The organism is Paenibacillus ottowii (assembly GCF_050516475.1).
Taxonomy (GTDB): domain Bacteria; phylum Bacillota; class Bacilli; order Paenibacillales; family Paenibacillaceae; genus Paenibacillus; species Paenibacillus ottowii.
The window spans coordinates 1,459,626-1,478,811 of record NZ_CP191577.1; the positions used below are offsets into that span (position 1 = coordinate 1,459,626).

Sequence of the window (19,186 nt, forward strand, 5' to 3'; positions counted from 1 at the left end):
TATGTCCTGATAAAAAAACTGAACTGACCTCATTATTACCAGGTCAGTTCAGTACTTTCAATACTGCGATTTCATCACAATTGTTTTGCTTGCTGCAGTGAATGCAGTCGGTCCATACCTTTTCAGGGAAAATCTCTTTGCTAACTACATCAAAACCGTTTTTTATAAAAAAGGATACCTCGTAGGTCAATGCCATAATTTTAGGAATACGTTGCCGCTGCGCTTCTATAATAAGGCCCTCCACAAGCTTGGAGCCAATTCCCATTCCTTTATGCCCCTCAGAGATGCCAAGGGAGCGAATCTCCACTAAATCAGCGCCCAATTTGCATAAAGAACCACAACCAACAACTTGACCATCCACCTCTGCAACAATAAACAGCTCCAGTTGGCGCATAAGCACTTCCCTTGAACGTGGCAGCATAATCCCCCGCTCTGCATAGCCGCTAATCATTTGATATAAAGGCTCCACATCCTCAGGAACCGCACTTCTGCACAATACATCTTTACACACTGAAGCCATCTTGCTCTCCTCCTGCCGCTTGCCGCATATAATGAATAAATATACAACATTACGCATAGAATCGCAATACTCCATTTACCCTGCTGTGGCAGAATGGTGTAATACAATGATAGTACAGCTTATGCGGTGAAAACGTACTGTATCGAAGCCTGTAACTTATGCATTTGCTGTGATCGACCCGATAAACTCTGCAAATACATCATTTCCGAATAAAATACCGCGTTCGCTCAAACGATACCCATCCTCGATCGATTCGATTAATCCCGCATTCAGCATTTTTCCAAGAGGAACTGTAAATATGTCCTCCAACGCCTGACCGAATTGAGCTTTAAAGCGGGATTTGGACACCCCCTCCAGCATTCTCAAACCGACCATGAGGAAATCCTCCATGGCTTCCGCCGTCGGCACCTCAAAGCTATCCAGACGTGGCAGACCATTCCGAGTAGCCTCCACATAAGGGTTAATGCCCTTAATGTTCATGTGACGCTCTCTGCCGACATAACCATGTGCCCCAGCGCCGAGACCGTAATAATCCTCATTACGCCAATAAGTCATATTGTGCTTACTTCCCAAACCTGGTTTTGCGAAATTACTAATTTCATACTGTTCATAACCCGCTTCTTTCATGCGACGCATAAGGAGTAAATACATTTCCAATTCGTCATCTTCATGTGGAAGCGGCAGCTGATTTTTCTGATACAGCGTGTGGAAGAGCGTGTTCTCTTCAACCTTCAAACTATAGATAGAGTAATGAGGAAGCTCCAGCTCCAGCGCTCTACTAACGCTTTCATCCAGCATATCAACCGTTTGGTTCGGCAAACCGAACATCAGGTCAATCGACAGATTGTCCAAGCCAGCCTTACGTGCGTTTTCCAAACTACGATAGACATCATCTGTACTATGAATACGTCCTATGCCTGTAAGCAGCTCATTCTGGAAAGCCTGCACACCAAAGCTGAGTCGATTGACGCCGCCTTCTTTCATCACAGAAAGTTTTTCAAAATCAGTTGTACCCGGATTGGCTTCCATGGAAAACTCAATATCTTCGGCCCAGTTTGGAAAATAGGTACGAACGCTCTTCAGGAAATATTCCATTTCCTTCGGAGTGAGGGTTGTTGGTGTTCCGCCCCCGACAAAAATAGTCTTTATCTCCCCAGGTGGGTGAAGTTTGACTGTATGTTCCATCTCTCGCTCTAAGGCATACAAGTATTCCATAACAGGCTGATCCTTGAGCACATAAGAGTTGAAATCACAGTAAAAGCATTTATTCGTACAGAAAGGTATATGCAGATAAACCGCTTGAGGTGCGGATGAATATTCATGTTTTTGTATGGATGCGGTCATACCGATCCTCCTTATCGATTCAGGGTGTGGTGATAAAAAATGGGCTGATGAGGGGGAGAACGCTTCGTGAATGGATCATTCTTGCTAACGCTTCTTCAGAACGATTCCATCCACTCCGCTGCTGCCCACCACGAATCAGCCATTTTTGTGGTGTAGGTGTTGCAGTAAAAAGAAACATCTTTAGACATACTCTAAAGATTTAAAGATATAGTCGCCATATTACTCTAAATCAGTTTTGAACGAGATTTCTGTCCTGAATAGCTTGCTCAAATAAAGAACGTCCATTCTTCATGCTGGACCAATGCCCCATGAAAGAATGGACGAATACTTCAAACTGCTTTACTCATCTATCTTCAGTACCGCCATAAATGCTTCCTGTGGTACTTCTACGTTACCGACCTGCTTCATACGTTTCTTGCCCTCTTTTTGCTTCTCAAGCAGCTTCCGTTTACGGGAAATATCGCCGCCATAACATTTGGCCAAGACGTTTTTACGCATAGCCTTGACGGTTTCACGCGCAACCACCTTTGTTCCTACAGATGCCTGGATTGGCACCTCGAACATTTGACGCGGGATCAGCTCACGCAGCTTCTCACAAATGATACGTCCGCGGTGGTAAGCCCGATCTCTATGCACGATGAACGACAGGGCATCGACCTGCTCGCCATTCAACAGAATATCCATCTTCACCAGATTAGACTGGCGATAGCCTGAAATCTCATAGTCAAAGGAAGCATATCCTTTGGTGCTGGATTTAAGCTGATCAAAGAAATCATATACGATTTCAGACAAAGGAATCTGGTACGTAATCGTTACCCGTGTTGTATCCAGGTACTCCATGTTCACGTACTCACCACGCTTGGTCTGGCAAAGCTCCATAACCGTACCTACGTAATCATTTGGCACGATGATGCCTGCCTTAACATATGGTTCTTGCACATGTTCAATACGTCCTACTTCCGGGTAGTTAGAAGGGTTATCGATTTCGATCGTTTCCCCGTTAGTCAATTGTACACGGTAAATTACGCTCGGTGCCGTTGTAATCAGTGGAATATTGAACTCACGTTCAATACGTTCCTGAATGACGTCCATATGGAGCAGTCCAAGGAAACCGCAACGGAAACCGAAGCCCAGCGCACTGGATGTTTCCGGTTCAAAGCTGAGCGAAGCATCGTTCAGCTGCAGCTTTTCAAGCGCCTCACGCAGGTCGTTGTACTCCGATGTTTCAATCGGATACAGACCGCAATACACCATCGGATTAATTTTCCGATAGCCTGGCATCGGCTCTGGTGTTGGATTTTTGGCATCCGTCACCGTATCCCCGACACGTGTGTCGCCCACATGCTTGATTCCGGCAACAATAAAACCAACATCACCGACATTCAGCTCGTCCACGATTGTCATACGTGGCATGAAAGCGCCAACCTCAATGACCTCAAACGTTTTGTCAGTCGCCATCATTTTAATTTTCGAACCTGCGCGGATACTGCCATCCACAACACGTACATATACGATAACGCCCTTATAAGGATCATAATGCGAATCGAATATAAGCGCCTTGAGCGGATTATCTGGATTTCCTTGCGGAGCAGGCACACTTCTGACCACCTGTTCCAGAATTTCCTTGATACCGATTCCAGCTTTGGCTGAAGCATGTACAGTCTCGCTTGTGTCCAAGCCGATAACATCCTCGATTTCCTGCTTAACCCGTTCAGGATCAGCACTCGGCAAATCAATTTTGTTAAGCACCGGCAAAATCTCCAGATTGTTATCGAGCGCCAAATAAACGTTAGCCAGTGTCTGAGCTTCAATCCCCTGCGCTGCGTCTACTACCAGCAAAGCACCTTCGCAGGCTGCCAAACTACGGGATACCTCATAGGTAAAATCGACGTGTCCCGGGGTATCAATCAAATTCAAAATGTACTCTTCGCCGTCATCGGCCTTATAGGTGAGTCGCACTGCCTGGAGCTTAATCGTAATCCCGCGCTCCCGCTCCAGTTCCATCTGGTCAAGCACTTGCTCCTGCATTTCACGGGAAGTGAGTGCACCGGTGTACTCTAAGATCCGGTCAGCCAGCGTGGATTTACCATGGTCTATATGTGCAATGATACTAAAGTTCCGAATTTTACGTTGTCTTGCCAAAATATCAGTCATGCCTTACCCCCACACAATGCCTAGTATCAATCAGCTTATTATAGCAGTTGTAAGGGGGGTCAGCAATATTTCTATTCTGTTACCCCGTCAAATACAGATACAACCCAGCGAATGCTCTTTCTTGACAGGTTTTGAAGCAGTCCAGCCGTCTTGTCGGCCATGGTATCCACTGATGCCTCCTGCGCCTTGACGGCTAGCAGTTTACGAGGTGTCTCCAGACCTTGCCGGATATTGTCATCTTGTGCAGTTTTCGTATCCCATTCATGTGTCCAGCGTGCACTCTGCTCCTCGCTTCGTTCGTTTGTATTCTCTGCATTCATGTCCGTTTGCGGCTCAAACTCGACCTTACCACCTGTATTATACGTACGGTTATACGCTCGGGCATTAGCTGCCGGGGTATCCTCAATCACCGTCTGTTCGTATTCAACTTTCTGCTGATTGTTCGATGAAACGGGATTCTCTGCCCATTCCGGGCCATAGACTGAGCGCAGGCCAGAGCCTGCCAGCTGCATGCCAAGTAGCACGCCTGCCCCGACCAGAAGCACAAATCCGAACGCTTTTTTACGAAAATGTCCAGACATTTATATCCCCCTTCCTGCTACCTTATTTAATTGCCGCTTTTTTGGTTGTCAGATACATGGGTACCCGCCTTTTGCGCTTTCTGATCTTCCCAATACACTTCACTGATCATGTCCGCCAAAACGTCAGAGGTTCGTTTTAACTCCTCCTCGGTGTTATCAATCCCCCCGATTTCGATCAAAATGCTATGGGAAGACAAGCTTTGATTGTATTCCCCGTTGTTTCCTTTGCCGCCATCTTTCCCCCATACACCGCGCGATACGCCGTGATATGATTTTTCCAGCTTTTCATGAATACGAGCGGCAAAAGCTTCATTTTTACGCCAATTTTTGTTGTCATGTCCAATGATAAAATACACTTTGGCATAAGAGAGTCCATTAATAGTGGCTGTTGTTTTTCCATGACGTTGAGAGTCACGATGAATATCAAGCAGATAAGTTAAACCTTTATTTTGAGCCAAAGCTTCCTTGACGGTTTCGCGCGAATATTTATAAGAGTAGTTCCAATTGTAATTTTGAACGGTGGCCGCATAATCCTTGTTTACATGCAGTGTGGATATCCCTTTCTTTTCCAGTCTCTTCTTTACAAAGTCCCCCACCCTTGATACATTGGCTGATTTGGAACCTGAATTGGGGTTAGAGCTGGCTTTGCTTAATAATGGGTTATATGCTTCTCTCGGATGAGAGTGGTAGATTAATATACGCTTCTCCCCTTTAGCCGCATCAACTGGATCATCCTTATGAGCAGGGTCTGTTTCCGGTGTTGTCGGAATATCCGGTGTAGTAGATGGCGGGTTCTCAGCTGTGTCTGATCCTCCAGGGGTATCCGTCGTTCCCTGATCGGGCTGATAGTCCGTAGGACCCTCCACCTTGATGTTCCCCGAACCCTTGCGCAGCAAGACAGGCGCTCCCGCAGACATGCCAGGAATTTCACGAGCAATGAGGCTTTTGGGATCCTGCGGATTAATACCTGTAAGAATCTGAAAAACGAATGGCGACCATTGTTCCCCCGACAACGAAGAATGCTGCTTCTTTTGTGCCAAATGGGGTACCTCCATACCTAGCATATCCGCAAAAAAACTGCTGGAAACCGAGCCCGCCAATCCTTTCATCGAAGAAACAGGAGAGGTTTGCAAACGATTTTCTGCCAATCCTCCTAATCCCAAAACGACAAATAAAAGCGCCGAGCCCATGATAAGCAGCACAAGCGTATGTCCCATCGCCAAAATTTCGATACCTTTTCTTCTCCATCTTCCGACGTTCCAGGTCTGAATTTTTTTCATGTGAGCTTGTCCTCCTTCGTCCCGTCGAAACCCGCTTTTTACATTTAGAACACAGGGTTCCTATCAGTTGCGGAAATCTCTTATATTTCAACTCTATGAACGGAGAACAATTACTAGAACACAAAAATCTCTATCTACAGGTTAATCCCATCCCTTTTTGAGAGAGAGATAGGCTGCCTGTTAAATAGAGATCTTTGTGTCTGTGTCTAGAAAGATGGTTTTGCTAGCCTTTCATTAATGCGTATAAGCGGCGACATTGTCGGGATCAACCGCCTCATGCAGAGCAGCGTTCAATCCGGTCGCAATGATATTCGCGATATCTTCAATAAATTCATCAATCTCTTTTGGAGTTACAATCAAATCATGCCCTAATGGTTGAAGTACCTCTCTCACCAGCCCAAGTCTCTCAGGTTCTGAAATATCATCCAACATCCCCAGAATTACTTTGGTAGAAGCCTTTTCCTTGGTAAAATGCGTTTTCATCAATTCGATTACATTATTGACGATCGTTGAAGCGTAGCATACGGTGGGAACACCGATCGCGATACACGGAACCCCCATAATATCCTTGGTGATGCCGCGCCGCTTGTTGCCGATACCTGAACCTGGGTGTATTCCGATGTCCGCCACCTGAATGGTCGTATTGACACGCTCCAGTGAACGTGATGCCAGAGCGTCAATAGCAATAATCAGTTCTGGCTTTGTGCGATCCACAATACCTTGAACAATCTCACTGGATTCGATTCCCGTAATACCCAGAACACCCGGTGCAATCGCACTTACATCCCGATATCCCGGGTTGATCTGATCAGGTGTCAGTTCAAAATATTGACGGGTCACCATTAAATTTTCAACGACAAGCGGACCCAGCGAATCAGGAGTAACGTTCCAATTTCCCAAACCTACCACCAGCACTTTTGCCGTCTTAGAAATCCCTATTTTTTGTATAAAATGCTCCATTTCTTTTGCAAAGGTAATAGCTACCCGCTGCTGGAGCCCAGTGTCGCCTTCACGTAAGCCAGGTACTTCGAGCGTAACGTAATGCCCTTGTACCCGTCCGATCCGGTTGGCTCCTTCTTCATTTAATACATCCAACCGTGTAATTTTAATACCGTTATCTTCCTCCACGTTCTCATTTATACCCGCGAGCGGTACAGACTGATTTCGTTCTGCCAGTTCTCTTGCCTCTAATGCCAAATCCGTGCGTACTGCATACTTCTGCAAATCCAGATCCATCTCTTACCCCTCCTTATATACCATCACTGGCTATAGTGTGCGAGCCACCCAACAGGTTTATGCACATCCATTTTCATCCTGTAATTTGCATCGTCTCAGAATGTTTTCTTATTGCAATTTGAGGTACGGCATGCTAAAATATTTTAAGTTGTGAAACGTTTGTGTTCATAAGTAATGCCTTTACAGGAGGTGAATGTAATGCCAAACATCAAATCCGCTATCAAACGCGTTAAAACTAGCGACAAACGCCGTGCGTTGAACGCTTCCCAAAAATCTGCGCTTCGTACAGCAGTAAAAGCTGCCGATACAGCGTTGGTAAATAACGAAGCTGAAACTGCTGCTGCTGCTTTCAAAGTGGCTTCCCAAAAGCTGGACAAAGCTGTAACTAAAGGTTTGATCCACAAAAATGCAGCTGCTCGCAAGAAATCCCGCTTGGCGAAAAAACTTAACGCTCTTACAGCTCAAGCGTAAGCAAGAGCTACTTTTATACGTTAATGAAAAAATCCTGACCAGCCTTGGCTGATCAGGATTTTTTAGTTTATAACTTTATGGGATTAGATTGAAGCACCCGCTCCCATTTTCATCAAAAACAGTTCCAGCCCCAATACCTTGTCAACGACACCTGTCTTCATATGATAGTCTAGCTCGCCCAGCTCATAGAGAAGCTGGCGCAGTTGCTCAGGACGGAAACGTTGTGCTTGCTCCCCTGCTACTTTCACCCCATAAGGATGCAAGCTGAGCTGACTCGCAATTTGTTGCTGTGAATAGCTTTGACCTGCCAGCTCTTTGACCTGCAACATAATGCGAAACTGTCGGGTGATCAAAGCTGCGATCTTGATTGGTTCCTCTTTTTGCTTAAGTAACTCATAAAAAATACTAAGCGCCTTATCCAACCGCAAATTAGCCAGATCCTCAACCATCGCAAATACGTTCTGCTCTGTATTACGAGGCACAAGGGACTCAATGTCAGCGGACGAGATCGTTCCCTGTGCTCCTGCGTACAAGCAAAGCTTATCGATCTCGGCAGCCAAGGATTGAAGCCCAGTACCCGTGAATTGTATGAGTCTCTCAGCCGCCCCTGCTGCCAATTGCACTTCTCTCTCTGCTGCACGCTTATGGACCCAAGCCACAAGATCATCTCCACCCATAGGGGCAAAAGCAATAACGGAAGCATCACTTTTCAGTTTCTTGACAATCTTTTTCCGTTCGTCCAACTTTTCAGCCTGAACCGTAAAAACGATGACACTATAGTCAGTCGGGTTATCCATATAAGTCAACAGCGTCTCAAGACGGTGCTCTATTTTGTTGTTATCTTTGCCTGCTGCAAATACACTGGTATCCCGTACAATAATCAGCTTCTTCGGCACCAGAAAAGGCGCTGTTTCCGCGTCCTCCACAACCACCTCAATTGGCGTCTCGGTTAAATCATAAGAAATAATGGCGAAGTCACGATGTTCCTCCTCCACCACCTTCTCTTTTAACATCTCAACAAACTGCTTCATTTGATATTTTTCATTACCGTATAGCAGATACACTGGCGAGATATCGCCTTTGCGAATAGCCTTAGAGGCCGTTTTTACATCCATTTTCCGTTCCCCCCACCCACTGATCGTACCTGACATCCGACCAGAAGGCAAGTCAAGGCACAAACAAAGGGACCCCGCCCTTAGGCAGAATCCCTTCACCACCATCTATATCAACACGGCAGCAGAAAGCTCTAGAAACTTTCGGCCGTCGGGATACGACGTCGGTTCATATAGTTTATTCTCTGTTTCTAAAAGTGTGCCAACTTACGGAAACTATTTTCCAGTGCTGCGCGGGACGGTGTACGTATATTTACTAGCAGTCCCATCCTGCTCTGTTTCATACATAAAGGTCTGGCTGTCATCTGACCAGCTCCCTTTGACCCAGGCACCCTTCAGAGTTCGGACTTCCAGCGTTGTTCGGTCTACACCGTTATCGGAGAGCTTATATACTTTCAGCTTTTTACCCTCAATAGCCACCGCATAGCTACCATCTGGCGAGTTGAGCTGATCTGTAGATGTGGACTGAGCACCATAGGTGGAAGCATTATTGCTGTCTGGAGAGACCAGCGAATTGGATACAAGGCCTTCTCTGCGAACCGAGTCTTGTGACACGGATGATTGCTGATCGTTAGAAGCTGTATTGCTGCTATCCGCTCCTAAGGAGTTCCCTGCATCCTTGGTAGCACTTTTGGATGTCGTGTCTTTCGATGTTTCATTTGAAGCAATTCGACTCTGTACCTTCAATTCCTGACTAAGCGACGAAGATGTGTCATTTGTACTTGTATTATCGCTATTATCGTCCTGAGCGGTATCTGTACCCGCTAGAGGCGCCTTTTCCATTTTTGGTTCCAACTGTTCATCAGGAGCAATCGTGGCTTGATCAGATTTCTTCTGATTCAACTGTTGATCATCAGATTTAGGAGCATCTGCAGGCGATTTTTCCTTTGCCACCTGACGATCGGCATTTGGTTGTCCCTGTTTCACATCCTGACGGGAAGGATGTCTAGTTGGTGCAGACTTTGTTGAAGGTTCCTCGCCAGCTTGCTGATCATCAGACTTCCCAGCATCCTGTTTGGAAGGATTGTTTTCGTCTGCACTGTTTGCTCCCTGTTTGCCCAAGTCAGGTTCTTTGTCCGCAGGTGTCTGAGACGGGTCCGTTCCTTGTCCCTGTTCAGACGGTTGATTGGTCGAATCCGATCCAATAGCTGCATCAGGCCCTCCACTCCCATTGGTTGTTCCTGGAATTTCCGTCTGGTTCTGTTGGCTCGTTACCTCGGGTGATTGGGATGTAAGTATGCCTTCCGCATCCTGTACTGTTTTAGGCTCGAAGTTGAATACTACAATCCCCAGTACAACGGCAGCGGCAGCCACGCCCATGGCCGCACGGCCTCCCACCCGGTTCCACCAAGGCACAGGCCGAGTACGTTGTCTAGGCTCCGTTCCAAGCGCAGGATCAACAGCCACAGGCTGCATTTCCTGAAGCGCGCTTCCCTGCTCTTCACGTGCGCGGTCAATGGCATCAAGCTGAGGCATGATGGAATCCACCAGGCTGAACGCTGGGGAAACCGCAGGCAATTCCTCCAGCTCGCGAGAGAGTGTCTGAAGAATATGAAATTTTTCCGCACAGTCCGGGCAAGTCGCAATATGGTTCATTAATTGGGATGTCTCTTCATCGCCCAGTTCATGATCCACATAACGCTGCATCCAATCCATCACCTCTTCTCCACACTTCATCCTGATACACCACCTTTCTGATATTCCTGAAGTAGCCCTTGCAATTGCTGTCTTGCACGATACAAGTATGACTTGACCGTATTTAGCGGCAAATCCAGAGAATCGGCAATCTCGTTGTAAGAGAAATCCTGCAAATATCTCAGGACAATTACCGTCCGGTGGTGTTCCGGAAGCCGTTGTATAGCCTCGCGAACATCCTGTGCCATGTAAGAGGTTAACACCTCAACCTCCACATTTTGGGGGTCGTTAAATACCATGTCATGCTCGTCAATGGAAACCGATGGCTTTGTTCTTCTGAATTTGTCGATGCATATGTTCGTTACAATGCGTTGGACCCAGGTTTTAAACTGCGCTTTTTCCTCATAAGAATTAATTTTGGAATATATCCGTATGAGGGCTTCTTGTGAAGCATCCATGGCGTCCTGCTCATTATTTAGAATGTAATATGCCGTACGGTACACATGTTGTTCTATCTCTCTTAATAGGGTAATGAGAGCGTCGCGATCGCCCGATTGAGCGGCTCGAATGAGTCCCTGCTCTACCACAAAGGATCCCCCTCTCCCTGCAATATTACAGACGTATCCTGTTTACAAATTGTTGCAGAATATACGTCTGACGCTAATTTTATTTTTTTCAACAAAAAAATTATAACAAAATGCCCAGAATCCCCATTGTATCCTCCCTTAGAATAACAGAAAAAGGGAAGGTAGTCACCTTCCCTCAGTCCCGTATCTTCTGATATCTAGCAGCAGGTAGCCAGTTTTCAAAATAAAGCCTATGAAACCTAGATTTGAAATTCCAAGTGACTTGACACCCAAGGCAAAAAATAATACAAAAATTATTTTGTATCTCTTTGTTCACGTTTGCGTTGATACCGCACACTCAACTTTCCTTGCTGCGCACGAATTTGTACCTCCCCCATGGCGTCTGTTCGATATATGGCAGACTCAACTTCCGCCAAACGTTCCAATACCGCTTTATTCGGATGTCCATAAGTATTGCCTGCACCAACTGAAATGACGGCTACTTTCGGCTGCCAGTAGGACAACCACTCTTCCGAGGTGGAATACTTGCTGCCGTGATGTGCTACTTTCATAACATCTATAGTTTTCCTTGCAGCTCCTGTTGTTTCCTGAGCTTTCACCCCGGATGAGGAATGGGTTAATTCAGAAAGCAATAGCGACTCTGCAGCGTCATCCATATCTCCTGTGAACAAAAATGAAGCCCCCTCCATCTCTAAAATCATGGCAACGGAATAATGATTTTGTTCTTTTATAACAGGCAACTGTGCAGATTCGTTCTCTTCCAACTTAATTGGATAGAGAAAGCGAATTTTTGTTTCCGGATCTGGTTCCCACTCCATGCTATGATGTGCACCATACAGCTTGATTCGCTTGTCCAAAGCTGTGTTCAACAACTTCCGGAATGGGGCTTTGTCTGTTAGAGTACCGTTAAAAAACAAAGTGGATACGGGAATTTGGTCAAGTACAGCTTGTAGTCCTCCAGCATGATCATGATCTCCATGCGTCAAAATGACGGCGTCCAGCCGATGAACCCCGCGTTGCTTTAGCAAAGGGACAATTGTATCCGCACCTACCTCGTAGGGATCTGTGCGCTTACGCCAAGCGTTTTTCCCTGTTGCAAAGTCCATTGTCCCCCCGCCATCCACCAAAATATGCTTCCCGCCCGGAGTTGTAATTAAAATGCTATCACCTTGGCCCACATCCAGATATTGAACAACTCCTGTGTCTCTTTCACCCGGAGATTGGTATCCTATACATAGTATTCCTAACCAAACAATACCACTTAAAGCCAGTGTCATATAACGATATCCATTCCACTGTTGATGCGCAAATTTCCCTGCGCCCTCAGGTTCATGAGCTGTCTGCAAAACCGCAGCCCACTCGGCGGAAGCCGCTAGTCCTGTATGCACGAGTGATGTTGTAGGGTTAGAGCTTACGAGGGAAATGTCGTCCGTTTGTCTTCGGGATGTCAACCACGTTTTGAGCCAGTATAGAACACTGTACAGAACTGCGTAATACGCCATGACCCACAGAATAGAAGAAGACGGCCAAATGCTCACATAAGCATCATCCGCATTCAGCCATTTCACAAGCGAAAACGTTAGATCGTTCAATTTCTCTGCCGGCCACGCAAGGATACGACCTCCAGCCCCCCACAAAAAGGCCATTCCCATTGCCACCGTACCCAGTGGAAGCACGATATATGTAATGAGGGGGACAAGTACAAAATTTGCCGCAAATGATAATAGCGAAAATTGATTAAAGTAGAATACCGTCATTGGAAACGAAACGAGCTGTGCCGTGATGGTAATCGCAACTTCACCACCGATCAGAAGGGGCCATTTGGTAAAAAACGGCTTCATAAGCGGCATATAAATGAGCAACCCACCTGTCACCAGAAAGGAAAGTTGAAAGCTGACGCTAAGCATGTAGTATGGATTCCATAGCAGCATAAGCAACGCAGATATACTTAAAATATTAAGTCCATCTTTAAGCAACCCTCGTCGGGCTGCAAACAAGCCGATCATCGCCATAATGCCTGCTCGTACAACTGAGGGAGAAGCACCTGTCAGCAGAACATAAGCTGGAATGAGTACCATTACAATCGTAAGGGAGGTCTCGCGGCTAACTCGTAACAACTTGAGTAAATATAATAACGTGGCCGCATATACCGCTACATGCATACCTGATATCGCCAATATATGCGTTAAACCAAGCTGCGTAAATTCGTTATACGTTGCTGGGTCCAGTTCATCTGTAACCCCAAGTACCAGACCTTTCATATATCCTGCATGATGAAATGATGTAAAAGCATCCTCCATTTTTTGACCCAGCTGTTCTCTAAGCTGATCATTCCATCTGAATAATGTGTAGCGGTTCCACAGTGGAGCCTCCTGCCTCTGTAATGAGGTGGCTCCAGCCCCCTTGAAAAGCCAGTGAATTTCCTGCGTGTGCAGATATTCACTGTAATCAAAGCTACCAAAGTTCCCCGCTTTCGCTGGTGCCTTTAAGCTGCCGTGCAGCAGGATTGCATCCCCACGCTGCCATGCCGCCGCAAGTTGCTGTTCCTGCTTCGCGGCCAATTTGATATGAACAATGACTTGTTCAGAAATATGGTTTTCAACCTTATTCGAATGACTTCCAACGTGATGGATTGAAGTAACTCTCATCACAAACTGTGCACGATCCCCATCAATCTCAACTTCTGAAGCAATAAACCCTGCTGCTTGTAAAGGCATGTCCTCTATGACAGAAGATGATACATGAAGAGCATCAGGAATACTGCTTACATTATGCGTATCATGCCAAAACCAATAAAATCCACCACCGCTTAAAGCAATCCATAACAATACCATTTGTCGAATGGGAATTTTCATTAATAGAGCTATAAGTGGAAAAACCAGGCTAACCCCCGTCCACAGCAACAAAAGCATACGTCCTGAATACAGACAGGCTCCCGCACTTCCTATAATCCAACAAACAGTGAGGCTTAATATAGGCCTAGTAAATACACGTTGGGCTTGAATACAATCACCTTCCATTAGTAAAAACATTGCTTTCTGTCCAGAACACAAAACAAAAAAAGAACCCCTGACAACAGCATTGTCAGAGGTTCTTCCTCGTTTATTATTTAATCCTTCACATCCATTAGCGTTTCCTGTGGTGGATGATAAGTCTTCAGCATGCGAAAGGCGATTCCCTTTTCCTCCATCATAGCACGAACCTTATCGGCATCTTTTAGATAAGGTCGGTGATATACAATCTCCACAATGCCACTGTTCGCCAACATATTGGCACACGTCCAGCAAGGCTGGTCAGTGACATATACTGAGGAGCCTTCACGGTCGATCCGGTCAGTAAACAGCAATAGGTTCTGCTCCGCATGAATAGTGCGAATACAACGCTGCTTTTTAACCATCTCTTCCCGTCCGTCACGATGAACGACCTCATATTCCTCCGAGATCATACAGCCTGCCTCAGAACAGTCAGGCACCCCGGATGGAGCGCCATTATAGGCCGTCCCTAACAGCTTTTTACCTTGTACAAGCACGGCCCCAACATGACGCCGCGCGCAGCGTGAACGGGTAGATACCATATAGGCAATATCCATGAAATAGGTGTCCCAGTCCTTACGTACATCTGCACTCATTACCATCTCTCCCGAATAAACAAGTTAAACGTAAAACATATCCGTTATAGCCACTCTCAAAGCCTACCATAAACTTATAAGTTACAAGCTGACATACGGCTTCATTTTCGCTAACATCTTAGCTCCGATTCCTTTTACATGATCCAAATCGTTCACACGTTTAAACAGGCCATGCTGATTACGATAGTTCAAAATAGCCTCGGCCTTTTTAGCCCCAACCCCCGGTAGCTCCATTAACTCGGCAGCAGTCGCCGTGTTAATGTTTACCTTTTTTTCACCGGAAACGGATGGAATAACCGAATCATTCACCATACTTGTCCTACTCGTCGTTGCAGCATTTGAACTGGCAACAGCTGTGTCTGATCTTGAATCAGCAATATCCGACTGCTCTACAGCACTTGAATTTCCCGCCGTAGAGTTTTCACTTCTAACAGTAGCAGATACACCAGTAGAACGCTGCTTAGTATCGCGCTTCACATTGTCATCAGCTTCGACATCCCCACTGCGCTCAGCTTGGTCAGAAGACTCTTTTACAACATGCCTTCCTTGGGCATAATCTTTGCTGCGCTGCGATTCCATTGGCTCCGACTCCATCACCAATGTCTGCTCCACCTTATGGTTAAGCAAGCTCCACTCTTCTTGGGGCTCAGTGCGCTGCCCTCCGACAAACAAAATAAGTCCACTTCCGATTACAGCAAGCGTTATTGCTGTTCCTGTCCATACGCGTTTCATTTTTCGTATCTTCCCCTACTCCACATGGATTTTGGGAATTTGAGCCGACTGAAAGTACCGCCCCAATCAAACAGAGGAAATCTGCCCAATTCCCGTCAAACCGGAGGTTGCAAGCACCTCCATACGGTATCGCTGTGAGTATTTATACAAAGAATGGTATGGTCCCGGGCACGGTCTACCATGCTCACACATAAAATGGGTCATGTTGGCCAAGACCAAGTGCATACACTAAGAAGAATGACAGCACAGCGTCTATACCGCAAAGTATGAAAGGAGGACGTTGAACAATGAAAGTGGGATTTATCGGGACTGGCAGCATGGGAAGTCTGCTAATTGAATCTTTTATTCATTCGAATGCACTCAAACCACAGCAAATATTAGCAAGCAACCGAACGTATTCCAAGGTAGCCGAGCTAGCCCTTCGTTATCCAGGTTTGCATGCAGCCCAAAGCAACCGTGAGACGGCAGCGGAAAGCGATATCCTGTTTATCTGCGTGAAGCCGCTGGAATCAAAAACCGTAACGGATGAAATACGCAACGTCATTACAGAAGAGCACATTGTCGTGTCTATCACAAGTCCAGTGCAGATCCGTATTTTGGAGCATGCACTGAAGGCCAAAGTGTCCAAAATTATTCCGAGTATCACTCACCAGGTCGGAAGCGGAGCCTCACTATGCATCCATGGAAGCCGGATTACAGAGGAGGATCGCTCCCTTCTGGAAGAGCTTATGTCCCACATCAGCAGGCCGATTCAGGTTAAAGAGTCTCATACACGGATCACATCGGATTTTTCGAGCTGCGGTCCTGCTTTCTTGGCCTTTTTTATGGACCAGTGGATTCAAGCCGCAGTTCAAGCTACGGGTATAGACCGTACAGAACTATGCGCTTTGGCTGGTGAGATGATTATCGGCACTGGAAAGCTGCTCACTGAAGGCGGGATGACACCAACCGAGTTACAAGCAAGAGTAGCGGTTCCCGGAGGTATAACCGCCGAAGCTCTCGCATTGTTGGACATCAGCCTGCATAGTGTCTTCCCTGAGCTAATACGAGCCACGCACAACAAATATGAAGAGGACATGCAAAAGATAGATGTCTCCTTCGGTTTAAAGCCAATTAACCGGCAACAATATTAACCAGCTTACCTGGAACAGCAATTACCTTGCGAACTGTTTTACCAGCCAGCGCCTCCTGAATGCTGTCCAGCGACAATGCAAATGCTTCCATCGCTTTGGCATCAAGATCTTTGGCAATCGTTGCACGCTGTACAATTTTACCATTCATCTGAATGACAATTTCCACTTCAGTGTCCACCGTCCATGCTTCATCATAAGCAGGCCAAGCCGCGTAGGTAATGCTTTCGTTGTGTCCCAGCAGCTGCCACAGTTCCTCGGCCAGATGCGGTGCAAGCGGCGACAGCATTTGCACGAAGTTTTCCATCGCTGCACGCGGCAGAAGGTCTGCTTTGTATGCGTCATTGGTAAAGATCATCAGCTGGCTGATCGCTGTATTGAAACGCAATGCATCCAGGTCCTCGGTTACCTTTTTCAGCGTTTTATGCCAAGTCCGTTTGAACTCGTCACTACCGCCGTCATTTTTAATTTTTTCGTTCAGGCTACCATCCTCGGAAACAAACAGGCGCCATACACGGGACAGAAAACGATGCGCTCCCTCAACCCCATTTTCATTCCATGGCTTGGTTGCTTCCAGCGGTCCCATAAACATCTCATAAATACGCAGCGTATCGGCGCCAAACGTATTTACAATATCGTCAGGATTGATGACATTACCGCGTGATTTACTCATTTTTTCATTGTTGTTGCCCAAGATCATTCCCTGGTTGACTAGCTTATAAAAAGGCTCTTTCGTTTCCACTACGCCGATATCATACAGCACCTTGTGCCAGAAACGGGCATACAGCAAGTGAAGAACCGCATGTTCTGCTCCGCCAATATACAAATCAACAGGCATCCATTCGCGCTGTTTCTCTTTGGATACAAGCTCTTTATCATTTTTCGGATCAATAAAGCGCAGGTAGTACCAGCAGCTTCCTGCCCATTGCGGCATCGTATTTGTCTCGCGACGTGCTTTCATACCTGTCTCAGGATCAACGGTTTCTACCCAATCTGTCGCATTCGCCAGCGGGGATTCACCCGTACCAGAAGGCTTGATATTCTCCATCTCTGGCAGTACAAGCGGCAGTTGATCCTCAGGCACTGTTTTGATCGTTCCATCTTCCAGATGAATTACTGGAATCGGCTCGCCCCAATAGCGTTGGCGGCTGAACAGCCAGTCACGCAGACGGTAGGTTACTTTTCCTTGTCCCTTACCCTCAGCTTCGAGCCATTCGATCATTTTCGGAATAGCTTCCTCATTAGTAAGCCCATTCAGCAGACCTGAATTGACATGCGGGCCATCCTCAGTGTATGGCTCTTTGTCCACATCTCCACCTTGAACGACCTCAGTGATTTTCAATCCGAACTTTTTGGCAAATTCCCAGTCACGTGTATCATGCCCCGGTACAGCCATGATTGCACCTGTTCCGTAGCCTGCCAGTACATAGTCCGCAATCCAGATTGGCAGCTTTTCACCATTCACCGGATTCACTGCGTAAGCTCCTGTAAATACGCCTGTTTTATCTTTGGCCAGATCCGTACGCTCCAGATCGCTTTTACGAGCAGCTTGTTCACGATACTGTTGCACAGCGTCCTTTTGCTCAGGTGTAGTAATCATATCGACCAATTCCTGCTCTGGAGCCAGCACACAGTAGCTTGCGCCGAACAATGTATCTGGACGAGTTGTAAATACAGTGAGTTGCTCGTCATAGCCTTCAATTGGGAAATGAACCTCTGCCCCGGTAGACTTACCAATCCAGTTCCGCTGCATATCTTTAATACTCTCGGACCAGTCCAGTTCCTCCAGATCGTCAAGCAGACGATCCGCGTATTCCGTAATTTTCAGCATCCATTGACGCATTGGTTTGCGGATAACCGGATGACCGCCACGCTCACTCTTACCGTCAATTACTTCTTCATTCGCCAGTACTGTTCCCAGTGCTGGACACCAGTTTACAGGCACTTCAGCTACATAAGCGAGACCGCGCTTGTACAGCTGGATGAAAATCCACTGTGTCCACTTGTAATAATCAGGATCAGTGGTGCTAATTTCACGGTCCCAGTCATATGAAAAGCCGAGTGATTTGATTTGACGCCGGAAGTTGTTTACGTTCTTCACCGTAATTTCGCGCGGGTGCTCACCTGTATCCAGCGCATGCTGCTCGGCAGGCAGACCGAAGGCGTCCCAACCCATCGGATGCAGCACGTTGTAGCCGCGCATTCTTTTATAACGTGAAACAATATCTGTAGCTGTGTATCCCTCCGGGTGGCCTACATGCAGACCAGCTCCAGACGGGTACGGAAACATATCCAAAGCATAAAACTTCGGTTTGCCCGGCTCTTCCCCAGTGCGGAACGTCTTGTTCTCATCCCAATATTTCTGCCATTTTGGTTCAATACTTTGCGGTTGATAGCCGTGCTTCGGCTGTGTGTCTGTCATTGTCTTTTTCCTCCTCAAACGGTATGCAACAAAAAAACCTCTGCATCCCGTAGCGTGTCAGCGCTAGGGACGAGAGGTTATATTCCCGTGGTACCACCCTAGTTAGCAGAAAGCGTTCTTCGCGTTCTACTCCCTTTGCACCTGATAACGGAGGTGATCCGATGCGTGTTAATAACAGGATGCCGACACCTATATAGTGCTTTCCTGCGTTGGGCGCATATCTCCGAGGCGAGTTCGCTTTGCACTGTCAACCGGCTTGCACCACCCGCCGGCTCTCTACATGTCCAGACAAAACTACTATTCCTCATCAGCGATTGTTTAACCGTTAATAATGGCACTATTATATTGAAAACC

At 46.6% G+C, this 19,186-nt stretch carries 15 protein-coding genes and 1 other annotated feature; of the genes, 2 read left to right on the forward strand and 13 right to left on the reverse strand.

Features of this window, described 5'->3' with window-relative positions; translation table 11 throughout:
* Nucleotides 1-43: 43 nt before the first annotated feature.
* The 6 genes from ACQQ6X_RS06840 to gpr all read right to left on the reverse strand — a co-directional run bounded on the left by ACQQ6X_RS06840 (nt 44) and on the right by gpr (nt 7,115).
* Nucleotides 44-520, reverse strand: a complete 477-nt coding sequence (locus tag ACQQ6X_RS06840) for an N-acetyltransferase (protein ID WP_305164703.1) — start codon at nt 518-520, stop codon at nt 44-46.
* Between the two features lie 156 nt (nt 521-676).
* Complete coding sequence (gene hemW / locus ACQQ6X_RS06845) at nt 677-1,864, reverse strand: radical SAM family heme chaperone HemW (RefSeq protein ID WP_142613789.1); 1,188 nt, start codon at nt 1,862-1,864, stop codon at nt 677-679.
* A 339-nt stretch (nt 1,865-2,203) separates the two neighbouring features.
* On the reverse strand, nt 2,204-4,018 hold the full coding sequence (lepA, locus tag ACQQ6X_RS06850) for a translation elongation factor 4 (protein ID WP_063210063.1): 1,815 nt from the start codon (nt 4,016-4,018) through the stop codon (nt 2,204-2,206).
* A 71-nt stretch (nt 4,019-4,089) separates the two neighbouring features.
* The gene (locus tag ACQQ6X_RS06855; RefSeq protein ID WP_305164704.1) at nt 4,090-4,599 is read right to left on the reverse strand and encodes a hypothetical protein; all 510 of its coding nucleotides are present in this window, start codon (nt 4,597-4,599) and stop codon (nt 4,090-4,092) included.
* A gap of 26 nt (nt 4,600-4,625) precedes the next feature.
* A complete protein-coding gene (locus ACQQ6X_RS06860; RefSeq protein WP_305164705.1) occupies nt 4,626-5,879 on the reverse strand; it encodes a stage II sporulation protein P in 1,254 nt (417 codons plus the stop codon).
* Nucleotides 5,880-6,113: 234 nt separating this feature from the next.
* Nucleotides 6,114-7,115, reverse strand: a complete 1,002-nt coding sequence (gene gpr / locus ACQQ6X_RS06865; protein WP_305164706.1) for a GPR endopeptidase — start codon at nt 7,113-7,115, stop codon at nt 6,114-6,116.
* Between the two features lie 198 nt (nt 7,116-7,313).
* Here gpr and rpsT point away from each other — a divergent pair, with 198 nt between their 5' ends.
* The gene (gene rpsT, locus ACQQ6X_RS06870; RefSeq protein ID WP_014282531.1) at nt 7,314-7,586 is read left to right on the forward strand and encodes a 30S ribosomal protein S20; all 273 of its coding nucleotides are present in this window, start codon (nt 7,314-7,316) and stop codon (nt 7,584-7,586) included.
* A gap of 83 nt (nt 7,587-7,669) precedes the next feature.
* On the opposite strand, the gene holA is transcribed toward rpsT, so the two are convergent.
* The 6 genes from holA to ACQQ6X_RS06900 form a co-directional block, all read right to left on the reverse strand.
* A complete protein-coding gene (gene holA, locus ACQQ6X_RS06875) occupies nt 7,670-8,701 on the reverse strand; it encodes a DNA polymerase III subunit delta (RefSeq protein WP_305164707.1) in 1,032 nt (343 codons plus the stop codon).
* Nucleotides 8,702-8,914: 213 nt separating this feature from the next.
* A complete protein-coding gene (locus ACQQ6X_RS06880; RefSeq protein WP_305164708.1) occupies nt 8,915-10,375 on the reverse strand; it encodes a zf-HC2 domain-containing protein in 1,461 nt (486 codons plus the stop codon).
* Nucleotides 10,372-10,920, reverse strand: coding sequence for an RNA polymerase sigma factor (locus ACQQ6X_RS06885; RefSeq protein ID WP_063210057.1), 549 nt, complete (start codon nt 10,918-10,920; stop codon nt 10,372-10,374). The genes ACQQ6X_RS06880 and ACQQ6X_RS06885 overlap by 4 nt, the downstream gene beginning before the upstream one ends.
* 293 nt (nt 10,921-11,213) lie before the next feature.
* Entirely contained in the window at nt 11,214-13,826 is a 2,613-nt protein-coding gene (locus tag ACQQ6X_RS06890; RefSeq protein WP_305164709.1) for a ComEC/Rec2 family competence protein, read from the reverse strand.
* A gap of 203 nt (nt 13,827-14,029) precedes the next feature.
* A complete protein-coding gene (locus ACQQ6X_RS06895) occupies nt 14,030-14,548 on the reverse strand; it encodes a deoxycytidylate deaminase (protein ID WP_305164710.1) in 519 nt (172 codons plus the stop codon).
* Nucleotides 14,549-14,629: 81 nt separating this feature from the next.
* Nucleotides 14,630-15,280, reverse strand: a complete 651-nt coding sequence (locus ACQQ6X_RS06900; RefSeq protein WP_305164711.1) for a ComEA family DNA-binding protein — start codon at nt 15,278-15,280, stop codon at nt 14,630-14,632.
* Nucleotides 15,281-15,567: 287 nt separating this feature from the next.
* On the opposite strand from ACQQ6X_RS06900, the gene comER reads away from it, so the two are divergent.
* The gene (gene comER / locus ACQQ6X_RS06905; protein ID WP_305164712.1) at nt 15,568-16,413 is read left to right on the forward strand and encodes a late competence protein ComER; all 846 of its coding nucleotides are present in this window, start codon (nt 15,568-15,570) and stop codon (nt 16,411-16,413) included.
* On the opposite strand, the gene leuS is transcribed toward comER, so the two are convergent.
* Nucleotides 16,394-18,832, reverse strand: a complete 2,439-nt coding sequence (gene leuS, locus ACQQ6X_RS06910) for a leucine--tRNA ligase (protein ID WP_305164713.1) — start codon at nt 18,830-18,832, stop codon at nt 16,394-16,396. The genes comER and leuS overlap by 20 nt on opposite strands.
* Nucleotides 18,833-18,894: 62 nt before the next feature.
* Nucleotides 18,895-19,152 (reverse strand) — a binding site (T-box leader).
* Nucleotides 19,153-19,186 lie beyond the last annotated feature (34 nt).